This window comes from Mesobacterium pallidum (assembly GCF_019966535.1).
Lineage (GTDB): Bacteria > Pseudomonadota > Alphaproteobacteria > Rhodobacterales > Rhodobacteraceae > Mesobacterium > Mesobacterium pallidum.
Map to the genome: position 1 here is coordinate 43,051 of NZ_JAIMID010000017.1, position 11,514 is coordinate 54,564.

The 11,514-nt window shown below is 64.4% G+C and carries 11 protein-coding genes and 3 pseudogenes; 4 read left to right on the forward strand and 10 right to left on the reverse strand.

The annotated features are described in order from the left end of the window. Positions 1-118: 118 nt before the first annotated feature. The 8 genes and pseudogenes from MF270_RS20755 to MF270_RS20780 form a co-directional block, all read right to left on the reverse strand. Positions 119-1,081 (reverse strand): alkaline phosphatase family protein, encoded by a 963-nt coding sequence (locus MF270_RS20755; RefSeq protein ID WP_238367705.1) that lies wholly within the window; start codon positions 1,079-1,081, stop codon positions 119-121. A 20-nt stretch (positions 1,082-1,101) separates the two neighbouring features. After that, positions 1,102-1,611, reverse strand: a pseudogene (locus tag MF270_RS28445) (sulfatase-like hydrolase/transferase); the annotation flags it as partial. 15 nt (positions 1,612-1,626) lie between these two features. After that, positions 1,627-1,749 carry a hypothetical protein gene (locus tag MF270_RS28250; RefSeq protein WP_272490836.1) on the reverse strand — a complete coding sequence of 41 codons (123 nt, stop codon included), beginning with the start codon at positions 1,747-1,749 and terminating at the stop codon, positions 1,627-1,629. Positions 1,750-1,765: 16 nt separating this feature from the next. After that, complete coding sequence (locus MF270_RS20760) at positions 1,766-2,527, reverse strand: ABC transporter permease (RefSeq protein ID WP_238367706.1); 762 nt, start codon at positions 2,525-2,527, stop codon at positions 1,766-1,768. Further along, positions 2,524-2,736, reverse strand: a complete 213-nt coding sequence (locus MF270_RS20765) for a hypothetical protein (RefSeq protein ID WP_238367707.1) — start codon at positions 2,734-2,736, stop codon at positions 2,524-2,526. Before MF270_RS20765 ends, MF270_RS20760 begins: the two co-directional genes overlap by 4 nt. Positions 2,737-2,765: 29 nt before the next feature. After that, a complete protein-coding gene (locus MF270_RS20770) occupies positions 2,766-3,269 on the reverse strand; it encodes an ATP-binding cassette domain-containing protein (protein WP_238367708.1) in 504 nt (167 codons plus the stop codon). 202 nt (positions 3,270-3,471) lie between these two features. Next, positions 3,472-4,158, reverse strand: a complete 687-nt coding sequence (locus tag MF270_RS20775; protein ID WP_238367709.1) for an ABC transporter substrate-binding protein — start codon at positions 4,156-4,158, stop codon at positions 3,472-3,474. 31 nt (positions 4,159-4,189) lie between these two features. Next, positions 4,190-4,498, reverse strand: coding sequence for a GntR family transcriptional regulator (locus MF270_RS20780; RefSeq protein ID WP_238367710.1), 309 nt, complete (start codon positions 4,496-4,498; stop codon positions 4,190-4,192). Between the two features lie 341 nt (positions 4,499-4,839). Between MF270_RS20780 and MF270_RS28450 the strand changes: the two are divergent. Together MF270_RS28450 and MF270_RS28455 are read left to right on the forward strand one after the other, a co-directional pair. After that, positions 4,840-5,145, forward strand: a pseudogene (locus MF270_RS28450) (SUMF1/EgtB/PvdO family nonheme iron enzyme); the annotation flags it as partial. A gap of 20 nt (positions 5,146-5,165) precedes the next feature. Beyond that, a pseudogene (locus tag MF270_RS28455) lies at positions 5,166-5,547 on the forward strand (formylglycine-generating enzyme family protein). A gap of 388 nt (positions 5,548-5,935) precedes the next feature. On the opposite strand, the gene MF270_RS20785 reads toward MF270_RS28455, so the two are convergent. Both MF270_RS20785 and MF270_RS20790 read right to left on the reverse strand, forming a co-directional pair. Then, the gene (locus MF270_RS20785) at positions 5,936-7,174 is read right to left on the reverse strand and encodes an L-rhamnose isomerase (RefSeq protein WP_238367711.1); all 1,239 of its coding nucleotides are present in this window, start codon (positions 7,172-7,174) and stop codon (positions 5,936-5,938) included. A gap of 171 nt (positions 7,175-7,345) precedes the next feature. After that, the gene (locus MF270_RS20790) at positions 7,346-9,445 is read right to left on the reverse strand and encodes a bifunctional rhamnulose-1-phosphate aldolase/short-chain dehydrogenase (protein ID WP_238367712.1); all 2,100 of its coding nucleotides are present in this window, start codon (positions 9,443-9,445) and stop codon (positions 7,346-7,348) included. Between the two features lie 186 nt (positions 9,446-9,631). Between MF270_RS20790 and MF270_RS20795 the strand changes: the two genes are divergently transcribed. After that, positions 9,632-10,432 (forward strand): DeoR/GlpR family DNA-binding transcription regulator, encoded by an 801-nt coding sequence (locus MF270_RS20795; protein WP_238367713.1) that lies wholly within the window; start codon positions 9,632-9,634, stop codon positions 10,430-10,432. A 24-nt stretch (positions 10,433-10,456) separates the two neighbouring features. After that, entirely contained in the window at positions 10,457-11,455 is a 999-nt protein-coding gene (rhaS, locus tag MF270_RS20800) for a rhamnose ABC transporter substrate-binding protein (protein WP_238367714.1), read from the forward strand. The last annotated feature ends 59 nt before the right edge of the window (positions 11,456-11,514 follow it).

Below are 11,514 nucleotides of genomic sequence, written 5' to 3' on the forward strand. Positions count from 1 at the left end.
CACTGCGGCGTCGATGTGGGAAGCATTCGCATCGCGCGCCCATCTTCCGGGGCCACCGAAAGCCGCGCCATGCCGTGTCAATCCGTAGCAGCCCGGCAAACACACCGTGAGCGGCGTTTCAGTCGACGTCCAGCGTGTCGGGCAGCGTTCCCGCATCGCGGTCCACGTGAAAGTCGACCCGGTTCGGGAGACCGGTGAAATCGCGCTGAACCTCTCGGTCCGGGTCGACCGGTGGCAGGTTGTCCTTGCCTGGCGCAAGACCTGTCAGCGACGGGCGCAGGAGGGTGCGCAGAATGGCCGCGCGGCCTGCGGGTCGTCCGCCGATGAACAACTCGGCCTCGCCTTCGAGAGTAACCGTCCGGGTTAAGACCATACTCAGCTGACCGCGTCCGGAAGGCTTCGTGTTGGTGGATGTCAGTCGCGTGACCTCCCGTCCCGCATCATTGTAGATGTAGACCAACCGATGGCCGGTGATGTCCAGCATGTATCCGCCGTCGTGATTGCCAAAGGCCAGAAGCGTGCCGTCTTCCGTGCCCAGAGGGCGCTCCAGAACGACGTCGATGCGAGGCCTCGGCCAGGACGGGGCCGGGTTCTGCGGGGAGAGTGGCGATGGCGGGTAACAGGGCGAGCTGTCGCGCCATCTGGGCACACCGGGGCGCAGCGGCGGCGCGAACAGGGCATCACTGTCGTCGAGCGGCAGAACGCCATAGCGACCAGCCTCGGCCCACCCGCGTTGTATCATCTCGGCAAGTTCCTCGGGCTGCGACACGGCAAGGACGTTCAGCGCGGAGAAATCCTCGTCGAGGTGATAAACCTCCCGGGCCTGCGACGTGGAATCATCGCCGTTTCCGTGCTTGGTCACCGCTTTCCAGCCGCAGTGCCAGACCAAGCGCTGGCCGTACATCCCGAAATACCGGGTTTCCTTTCGGGTCGGCGCGTCCGGCGCACCCAGCGCATGGGCGAAGCTTTCGCCATGGATCGGCATCTGGGCCACGCCCTTGATACTGTCGGTCGCGGTGACGCCGCAGAGTTCAAGGATCGTTCCCGAGATCCAGGTGACATGGGCGAATGGCTGGCGCATGCTGCCCGCGTCGGCGATGCCTTCGTCCAGCTTACGGTCATCGGGTCCCGGACTCCGCCGCCAAGGGTGAAGGATTTGAAGAGCTTCAGCGGGGTGTTCGACGCCTGAGCCCAGCCCCAGGGATAGGTCGTGGCGCTGCGGGGCCCGCCGATCAGGTCGAAGTCGCGGGTCGCGTCCTCGTAGGTTTCGGGACTCTGGTTGAACCAGCGGATCACGTCCATGGTGCCCGGCGGATCGCAATCGACCGAGGCGCCGTTGTCGGAGATCAGCACAATGATCGTATTGTCGCGCCGCCCCGTCCGGTCGAGAAAATCGAGCACCCGACCAAAGCTGTGATCGGCGTGATCGAGGAGCGCGGCACAGGCTTCCTGCAAACACTCGGCGACGGTTCTCTGCTCGGGTGTCAGGCTGCGCCCGGTCAACAGACTGGCGCGTGTCGGAGAGCACAGCGTCGTTGTGTGGAAGTTCGAGAACCGGAACCCGTCATGGGCGAGGCTGTCGAAATTCGGGGTGTCGATCCCGGGGCCGAAGCATCCGAGATCGGACTAGCCGACGTCGTCGAGCACCACGTAGATCACGCTGGGGGCGCCCGGCGCGGCGGACGGAAACCCGGCGTAGCTGCGCTGGGACTTGTGATGCGTCAGGCCAAGGTGGGGGGATTTGGTCATGGGTATGGTCCCCGGATCAGTAGGCGGTGCTGCACCGAAGGTAACGTTTGAGCAGCGTGCGCCCGATCAGCCGCCAGGCCCGGTCGGTGCCGAAGCCCAGGAGGCCCAGCACGACGATGGCGGAGAACATCCAATCAACCGGGAAATAGAGCCGCGAGGCCCAGATGATGTCGCCAGGCCCGCGGTCGGCGGCGAGCATTTCGGCGGCCACGCTGACAAGGAAGGACGAGGCGAGCGCCAGCCGCATCCCGACATAGATCGACGGCAGCGAGGCGGGGATGACGCAGCGCCGAAACACTTGCACCGGTGTCGCGCCAAGGCACTTGGCCGCATTGATCTTGTCGGTCGAGATCGAGGCCACGCCGCTTGCCCTGGTCACGATCACGATGAACCCGGTGGCATAGGCGATAAGCAGGATCTTCGACACTTCGCCTGCGCCAAACCAGACAATGAACAGGGTGACGAGCGCGAGCGCGGGAACAATGCGGAAGCAGTGGATGAACGGGTCCACCATGGCGCGGGTCACGCGCGACGATCCCACCAGGAGGCCCACGGGAATGGCAACCGCGCTCCCCAGGATCCAGCCGCCGAGAATGTGCCTCATCGAAATCAGGATCGAGGAGATCAGGGTGCCGTTCAGCAAGAGCTCCCAGGTCGCGGCGAGGGTCGACAGGGGCGAAGGCAGGAAAGTGTCGTCGATGAACCACGACGAAGTGATCTGCCACAGCACCAGGATGGTGCAGACGCTGAGCGCCGACAGGAGGAAATCGGATTTCATGGCACGTCCGATTGGGTGGAGGATTCCCGTTCGATGTCGGCGTCGATCGCGCGGACAGCGTCTGCAAACCACACGCCGAGATCGTCGCGCGGATTAGGCAAGTCGATGTCGCAGCTGCGCGTGATGTTGGCGCGCGGACCCCGGCTCATCACGGCGACGCATTGGCCAAGGGTCACGGCCTCGCGAATATCATGGGTGGCGCAGACCATGGTGCGGCCCGTCTTCTGCCAGATCGAGATCAGCTCTTATTGCAGGACCCCGGCGTGTCAGCACGTCGATCGCGGCGAAGGGTTCGCCAAAGAGCTCCAGGTCCGGCGCGGCGGCGCGCGATCTGCACCCGTTGCGTCATGCCGCCGGACAGCTTGTGGGGGCACTTGCGTTCGTGACCTTTGCGGCCAAGGAGTGTGATGTGTTCCATGGCGATCCGGGCGCAATCGGATTTCGATTTCCTGGCCACGGACGGTCCGAAACCCACGTTCTGTTCGACAGTGAGACATTCAGAGAGCGGGTCGTCGATTGATTGAAATACCATCCAGCGCCGCCGGTTCGGGCCACAGATCGGTTGGCCATGGGCCGTCACCCGACCTTTTGTCTGGGTCTTGGTGCCCGCGACGATCTTGCGCAGGGTGGACTTGCCCGAACCGCTGGGTCCGACAAGGACGAAGAACTCACCGTCGGTAATGTCAGGCGACAGCTCCGCAAGGATCAGATCGCTGCCGACCGACTGATCGGGATAGGCCATTCCGACCCGGTCAAAGCTGACACCGGGACAGGCCGCCCGTAGCTTTGGTGTCCGTCACGCAATCATTCCCCGAGCTGGACGGCGTCAGGCGACACCTGCACGAGGTAGTCGGGATCGACGACGGTATCGAAGGAGATATCCGCGTCCATGGTGTCGGCGGCAAAGGCCAAGATCGCTTCGAATCCCGGACGCTCATAGTCGGTCAGGGCAATCTCGAAAGTGTTGTATACCCCAGCAGCCCGAGCACTGCGTCTTCCGGCGCGCGGGTGTGCGACGCGACGATGGCTGCTGCGTCTTCCGGGTTGTCGGTGATATGGGCGCTGGCGGCAGCCGTCGCTTCGAGCGCCGCAACCACCGCGTCCGTGTTCTTTTCGGCAAAAGTCGTGGTGCCGGTGATGTAGGCGCTGGAACTGGGCCCGGCAGCGCCGTCATCGACCAGGATGCAGTGCGCGCCATCCTCGATGGACCTTTCGGTGCCGTCGGCCCAGACGAACGAAGGATCGATGCGGCCCGACTTGAGCGAAGCAACCAGTTCGACGCAGCTCGTGAACCCGACCAGGTCGGCATCGTCCTGGCTCAGCCCGTTCGCCTCGAGGTACTTGACGGTCACGAGGTGCTCGAGTCTGCCAGTGGCGATCCCGATCTTCCTGCCCTTGAGCTCGGCGGCAGTCACGATCTCGTTGGCGACCACCAGCTTGTGCCAGCCGGGGTTGGCGCGGAAGATGCCCGCCAGACCCATCAACCGGCCATTGGTGGCGAGGTTCTTGAGCACGGCAGTGCCCGCGTCGACCCGGAGAACCCCTGCAATCTCGGGGTCGGCCAGTTCCGCCGCGTTCAGCGTTTCCAACGTCGCGCCTTCGGTCACGATGTGGCCATGCAGCGGCGGCAAGACATCGTTGATCCTGTCCGTCTGACAGGCGTCAAATGGCACATCCGGCACGATCTAGTGATCGATCAGAACGCAAGGTTTCCCGTTCGCAAGGAACAGCCAACGCGGATAGCCCAGCGGTCTGGGCGCATCCCATTCGAAGCGGTTGGTCAGCGTATGGCGCGGCGTCACGTTCCAGTTCGATCAGACCCGGTGCCATGCCCGCCGCTTCGATCATGCGCCAGAACCCGAAGGCGCCGCCCGGCGCATTGTAGATCATCGGTTCGGCACCGAATGTGCCGAACCGATGCTTGCGGTTGATGACGCACTTGGCGATCAGGTCCGAATAGGCTTCCCGCATCGAATTGCGGCTGAAGCCCAGGTGCGGTTCATCTCCACTTCCGCAGGAAGCTTGTCACCGGGTGTCAGGCCCTGCTCGGAAATTTGGGACATGATGTATTCGGCAACCGTACTTGCCAGGGTCGGCCTGCTGTTCGCTGTCGTCCCGCCCTCAAGAGGTAGGACGTCCGACCACGTTGCTTCGGCAACATGGGTCTGGCGAGATAAATATTGCCGGCCAGCGCACGAGGAGCCGAAAGACTGTCCTGCTGCAGTCCCAAATCCTCGCGTGCGCAGGCGCCCTCGAGACCATCGCAGCCCGTCACCGAGGGATCGACACTCGCAAGCGATTTCGATGGGTTGGTGAGGATTCCGGGGGGAGTGTACCTGATCGGGCACGACGGACCCGAGGCGAATGTCGGCGACCGCTTAGGGCCCGTGCGACAGATCTCGTTGCCCGGGTCCCGGATATCGAAATCGACCGTCACCAATGCAGTCTTCGCGCGTTTCATCGCCGAATCCGGCTATGTCACCGATGCCGAGAGGCTTGGATGGTCGTTCGTCTTCGCGCCACAAAGGCATCCGGACGCCACGGTGTTTGAGGACGAGGACACGACCGCGCCCGAGCTGTGGCTGCCCGTTGCCGGAGCCTCCTGGCATCGACCTGACGGGCCGGGCAGCACCCTGTTATGCGCGCCGATCACCCGGTCGTCCATGTGTCGCGTCGTGACGCCAAGGCGTTCATGGCCTTCTACGGCAAACGGCTCCCGACCGAGAGCGCGTGGGAAGTCGCGGCGCCGGGAGGGTCGGATCACGCGATTTGGCCGTGGGGCAATACGCTGCATCCAAACGGCAGACCCATGTGCAACATCTGGCAAGGCCGGTTCCCTGACAGCAACACAGGCGAGGACGGAAGGCTCGCACACCTCGGCCGCAAGCTTTGCCGCGAATGGCTACGGCTTGTTCAACATGCTCGGAAACGTCTGGGAATGGACATCGTCGCCGTGGCTGGCCGACCCCACGATCCGGTCCATGCGCGGTGGCTCCTACCCGTGCCACGCTAGCTATTGAAACCGCTACAGGGCCTCTGCACCAACATCGAACCACGTGATTGCCACCTCCAGCCACCGGGGATTCCGGTTCGCAGCTCAGGCCGCTGTGGTCTTGGCGCACAGATGTAAGCTTACGCATCGTGGCAAGGGGATGTTCCGCATTCAGTACGATCCCCCAAGCGCACTGCGGCGAAATTCTACCATCCACCGATGCTGCCTCGACGGGTAAGCGGCCCTTTGCCGCCATTCGTGTGTGATGCAACGAACGACGGCAGTCAGCCCGTTGCGACCTCAAGTCAAGCTGAATTTCGACATGTGACACCGGCTCGACCTGCCGCCCCCGGGGCACGACACAGCATTGCAGTGCGCCAATGGCCCACTGCAATGCTGCTCAACGACTCGAGGGGTCAGGACCGTTCGGCCAAGGTGCCCTGGTACGCGTTCAAGGCGTCGATCATTTGCGGTCCAGTCGGGCGCTCCGCGCGGGCGCAGAACTCGGACCAGATGGCTCCGTGAGGCAGGCTCTTGAACTCTTCGGTCAGCATCAGACGGGTCGTGAAATCGAGCTCCGACTCCGCCGCGCGCAGCCGGTCGATCGGTGTCAGCAAGGCTTCGAGCAACGCCTTCTGCATGTTCCGCACGCCGATGACCCAGGCGGCTGTCCGGCTGATCGTGGCGTCGAAGAAATCCAGCCCGATCCGGGTGCGGGCCAACAGGTCGGCAAAGACGATCTCCTGCGCCATCGCCCGGATGCTGTCGTCCAGCAGGATCACGTGGTCGCTGTCCCAGCGCATCGGGCGGGAGACGTGCAGCAGGATGTCCTGGACCGAAAGCGCCACGGCGGTCAGCTTGTCAGCCACGTTCTCGGTCGGGTGGAAATGCCCCATGTCGAGGCAGAGCGCCGTCTGGTTGCGGATCGCGTAGCCCATGTAGAACTCGTGACTGCCCACGGTCATGGCCTCGACGCCGATGCCGAAGAGCTTGCATTCCACGGCATCCAGCAGATGCGTGCGATCATGCTTGGGCGCAAGCATCGCATCCAGCGACGCCTCCAGCCGCCGGCGCGCGCCCATACGGTCGACGGGGTTGTCCTTTGACCCGTCCGGCACCCAGATGTTGTTGACCACCTCGCCGCCCTGCGCCGCGCCCATCTGCGCCGCGATCTCGCGGCAGCGGCGGCCGTGTTCGATCCAGAAATCGCGGATGCCCGCGTCGGGGTGCGACAGGGTCAGGTTGTCGTCCGCCTTGGCGTGGGCAAAGAAGGTCGGGTTGAAGTCCAGTTTCACGGCCTGCTCTTTCGCCCAATCCACCCAAGGCGAGAAATGCCGGTACTCGATAGCGTCCCGGTCCGGAGACTCGTCCGTGTCGAGGTAGAAGGCGTGCAGGTTCAGCCGGTGCTTGCCCGGGATCAGCGAATAGGCAAATTCAAGGTCGGCGCGCAACTCTTCCGGCGTGCGTGCGCGGCCCGGGTGGTTGCCCGTCGCCTGAATGCCGCCGCCGGACGTGCCGGTGGCGCGCTCGAAGCCGCGGACATCGTCGCCCTGCCAGCAATGCATGGAAATCGGGATGGTTGCGAGGGCCGCCAGCGCGGCCTCGGTGTCGACACCCCATTCGGCAAAGGCCGCGCGGGCCTGGTCGTAGGTCATGTGAAATCCTCCCTTCTGGCGGGTTTGACCGCCTGCGCCTTGTCGGGGCGCCGGTGGGGTAAACCCCACCCTACCCATTGATGCGACCGCCCCAAGGGCCGCAAGCCATCCGCGTGGCACATCCCGATGCCAAAGGCCGTCGGGTGGGGTTTTACCCCACCGCGCCGGACCTCAGCGCGTGAACGCCTCCTTGTTCCCGGCATCGACGTTGATGATGTTCCCGGTGGACTTGGCCGACCGGTCGGACGCGAGGAAGTAGGCTGCCTCGGCAATGTCCTCTGGCAGCACAGAGCGTTTCAGCATCGACCGCTGGCGGTACATCTCCTCGAGCCCACCCTTGTCCGTGCCATAGGTCGAGGCGCGCTGTTCCAGCCATTCGCCTTCCCAGATCTTCGAGCCGCGCAGCACCGCGTCGGGGTTGACGACGTTCACGCGGATGCCCGCCTCGGCCCCCTCCAGCGCGAGGCATCGCGCCAAATGGATTTCCGACGCCTTCGCCGTGCAGTAGGCGGAGGCGTTGGGCGAGGCCGCGAGGCCGTTCTTCGACGCCACGAAGACGACGGAGCCACCGATGCCCTGCACGCGCATCACCTTGAACGCCTCGCGCGAAACGAGGAAGTAGCCGGTGGACAGGATGTCCATGTTCTTCTGCCAAAGCGCCAGAGAGGTTTCCTCGATCGGCGCCGAAGACGCGATCCCGGCGTTCGACACGAGGATGTCGATGCCGCCGTATTCCACGGCCAGATCGGCATAGGCGGCAGAGACGGCGGTCTCGTCGGTGACGTTCATCTCGACCGAGCGGACGACGTCGTGGCCATAGGACTGCGTCAGTGCCTCTTTTGCCTGGGCCAGCGTCTCGGGGTTGATGTCGGCCAGCATGACGCATGCCCCTTCGGACAGGTAGCGGTCCGCCGTCGCCATGCCGATGCCGCCCGCGCCACCGGTGACCAGCGCAACGCGCCCCGCCATGCTCTTCGGCTTGGGCATCCGTTGCAGCTTGGCCTCCTCGAGCAGCCAGTACTCGATGTCAAAAGCTTCCTGCTCCGGAAGGCCGACGTACTCGGAAACCGACGAAGCGCCGCGCATGACGTTGATCGCGTTGACATAGAACTCGCCGGAAATCCGCGCGGTGGCCTTGTCCTTGGCAAAGGTGATCATGCCGACGCCGGGGACGAGATAGACCACCGCGTTCGGATCGCGCAGTGCGGGGCTGTCGGCGTGCTTGCAGCGGTCGTAGTAGGCGGCGTAGTCGTCGCGATAGGCCGCGATCTGGTCCGCAAGCCCGTCCAGCACTACGTCGATGTTGTTTTGCGCCGGATCGAAGTCGATCACCAGCGGGCGGATCTTGGTGCGAAGGAAATGGTCCGGGCAGGACGTCCCGAGCGCCGCCAGATCACGCATGTCGCAGGCGTTCACGAATTCCAGCACGGCGGCGCTGTCCTCGAAATGGCCGACCATGTGCTGGTTGCCCGAGACGAAACCGCGGATCGCAGGCATCAGACGGGCGGCGATCGCACGGCGCTGTTCGGGAGCAAGCGAGTCGTGGATCGGCCCGCCAAAGGCGGCGACGCCCGCCGTCTTGTCCGCGAACCAGTCCATCGCCTTCTGGATGATCTCCAGCGTAAGCTCGTAGCAGGCCTTGGCATCGTCGTCCCAAGTGAACAGCCCGTGGCTTTCCAGAACCACGCCTTTCGCCTCCGGGTTCTCCAGTGCGAACTTCTCCAGCCAGAGACCCAGTTCGTAGCCCGGCTTTTTCCACGGCAGCCAGCCGATGGTGTCGCCGAAAATCTCCGCCGTCAGCTCTTTCGAATTCTTCGAGGCGGCAATCGCGATGATCGCATCCGGATGCATGTGGTCGACGTGCTTTTTGGGGACATAGGCGTGCAGCGGCGTGTCGATGGAGGCCGCGCGGGGGTTCAGGTTGAAGGTGCAATGCGGCAGGTAGCCGACCATCTCATCTTCGAATTCCACGCCCCTGTACTTGCCCTTCAGCGCGCGCAGCTTGTCCATGTAAAGCGTGGCGAACCCGTCCATCTTGATGGAGCCGACATCGCCACCAGACCCCTTCACCCAGAGCACTTCGACCTGCTCGCCGCTGAGCGGATCGGTCTCCATGACCTTGGCCGAGGTGTTTCCGCCGCCGTAGTTGGTGATTCGCTTGTCCGAGCCCAGAAGGTTGGAGCGGTAGAGCAGTTTCTCGGGCTCGGTCATGGCTGCCGCGCGGGCGTCATCCCACTGGTTTTGCAGCCGGTCCTCGTTGCGGGTCAGCATGGTCATCCTCCCTGGAACGCCGCAGGATGCGGCCCAATACGTTGCGGTCAGCCTGAGCGGATTGGGGCCGCAAGTCAAGCAAAGACAATCATAAACAATCATGCTGCACCGCAATATGATCGAAACTGAAAGAAAATGATTGACCAAGACAGTGAATCAGGCATTCTTGGTGAACGGGAGGACGCAATGCACGAGACGGAACGCCACAGGATCATTCTATCCGCGGTCCAGGAACGCCCGGTCGCGACGGTGGCCGAACTGGTCGCCCTGACCGAGACATCCGAGGCCACGATCCGCCGCGACATCGCGACGCTTGACACGCAGAAACGCCTGCGTCGGGTGCGGGGCGGGGCCGAGGCCCTGACGCCGCCCGCGCTGCCGGGACTGGCGGGGCGCCCGTTCAGCGTCAACCAGACGATCAACGCCGAGGCCAAGGCGGCGATTGCCCGCGAGGCGGTGGCGCTGTGCCGGGACGGCGAGCCGATCATCATCAACGGCGGGACGACGACCTTCCAGATGGTGCATCCGCTGGCCAACCGGCGCGTGCAGGTGCTGACCAACAGCTTTCCCATCGCGGAACACCTTCTGCGCCACACCAAGAACACGGTGATGGTGCCGGGCGGCGCGATCTACCGCGAGCAGAACATCATCCTGTCGCCCTTCGACAACGACATGACCCGGCATTTCTATGCGCGGCGCATGTTCATGGGGGCCTACGGGCTGGCGCCGATCGGGCTGATGGAAAGCGATCCGCTGCTGATCCAGGCCGAAGAGAAGCTGATCGGCCAGGCGGACGAGCTGGTGGTGCTGGTGGACAGCTCGAAATTCGAGAACCGGTCGAGCCTGGTGCTCTGCCCGCTCGACCGTATCGACGTCGTCATCACCGACGAAGGCATTTCGGACCGCGCCGTCTCCATGCTGGAGGCGGCCGATATCCGGGTCATCGTGGCGCAACGCAGCGCCGCGCGTGCAACGAGCGCCGGCTAGGCGCTTTTCCAGGGAGGAAAGACTATGAAACTGACACGCAGATTGTTCGGTGGCGCGGCCATGGCGACGGCGCTGATGGCAGGGTCGATGGCGCAGGCCCAGGACCCGGTGCGCATCGCGCTGGTCGTGAAGGCGCTGGGCATCGGCTTCTTCGAAGCCGCAGCCAAGGGCGCGGAGGAAGCCGCCGCCGAGCTGGGCAATGTCGAGGTGATCTACACCGGCCCGACCGACACCACCGCCGAGGGCCAGATCGAGGTCATCAACGCGCTGATCGCCCAGCAGGTCGATGCGATTGCCGTGTCGGCCAATGACACCGACGCGCTGGTGCCCGCGCTGAAGAAGGCGATGCAGCGCGGCATCACGGTCATCTCCTGGGACTCCGGCGTCGCGGCCGAGGGGCGTGAGCTGCACCTGAACCCGTCCTCGAGCCCGCTGATCGGCAACATGATCATCAAGATGGCCGCCGACGAGCTGCCCGAGGGCGGCCAGGTCGCCGTCTTGTCCGCCACCACCACCTCGACCAACCAGAACACCTGGATCGCCGAGATGAACAAGGTGCTGGGAAATTACGAGGGCATCGAGGTGGTGGGCACCGTCTATGGCGACGACCTTGCCGACAAGTCCTACCGCGAGGCCACCGGCCTGATGCAGACCTACCCGGACCTCAAGGCGATCATCGCGCCGACGAGCGTGGGCATCGTCGCCGCCGCCCGCGCGGTCGAGGATGCAGGCAAGGTGGGCCAGGTCAACGTGACCGGCCTGGGCCTGCCCTCCGAGATGGCGGGCGCGATCGAAAGCGGCGCCTCCAAGTCCTTCGCGATCTGGAACCCCATCGACCTTGGCTATTCGGCCACGATGCTGGCCTACCAGCTGGCCACCGACGCCGCCGAGGCCGCGCCGGGCGCCGAGATCCCCATGGGCCGCATGGGCACGCTGACGCTGGACGACAACACCGAGGGCGCGATGGCCGATCCCTTTGTCTACGACGCGTCGAACATCGCGGACTTCAAGGACATCTTCTGATCTCCTCCCGTCCCGGCGCCGCTTTGGCGCCGGGGCACGACCCCGGGGCCGCCTGGCGC